This window comes from Pseudomonas sp. SDT291_1_S447, from assembly GCF_054070155.1.
Genome location: NZ_JBSVXS010000277.1, coordinates 1 through 744, shown reverse-complemented (window position 1 = coordinate 744; position 744 = coordinate 1). Strand labels below are relative to the sequence as shown.

Sequence of the window (744 nt, the reverse complement as noted above, 5' to 3'; positions counted from 1 at the left end):
TGTCGACCATCTTGCTCATGAACGGCGTCAGTACCGGTATCAGCACCTGGCCAAACACTACCCGCATGACTTCGACCAGGGATGCCCATTGTTGCCACGGATCGACCATGGCCCGGGCCATCTGCTCGGCGTTCTCCAGTCCGCGCACCTTGCCCAGCTGCTCGATGCCGTTACGCAGTCGATCGGTGTCCTTGGCCAGCGCACCGATTACCTGGGCGCCTTCACCGCCGAAGGCCTCCATCAGTTTGGCGCCGGCTGACGCGCTGGTCAGGTCACCGAACTTGCCCTGCAGCTTGTCCAGAATCGCCATCATCGGCAGCACCTTGCCCTGCTGGTCGGTGAACTTCATGCCGAGTTTTTCCGACGCCGCGCCGATATTTTCAAAGAACGCCTTATAGCGTCCGCCGGCGTCGCCGCCCTCCATTGTGCTGCTCAGCGTGCCGATCACCGCCATCTGTTCGGCAAGGTCGACCCCGGATGTGGTGGCGATCGCGCCGGCCTCCTTGAAGGCGTCTTTCATCGCGGCGCCGCTGGTACGGAACAACTGCACAGCCAGCGCCGTTTGCCCGCCGAGCTTTTCCACCCATGCACCCTTCCCCATCGCATCCGCTTGGGACTTCTGCAGGTTGTAGAGCGTGCCGACGTATTCGCCCATGGTTTCGGCGTCGGACTTGGTGGCCTTCGCCAGTAAGTTGCTGGTGTTGGTGAACGTGGCGAGCTGGTTACCGGCAAGCCCCTTGATGG

The 744-nt window shown here is 62.2% G+C and carries 1 protein-coding gene; it reads right to left on the bottom strand.

The window, feature by feature from the left end; genetic code table 11:
- Positions 1-744: phage tail tape measure protein (locus tag ACW9IR_RS29520; protein WP_457466138.1), on the bottom strand; the 744-nt coding region annotated here is incomplete at both ends.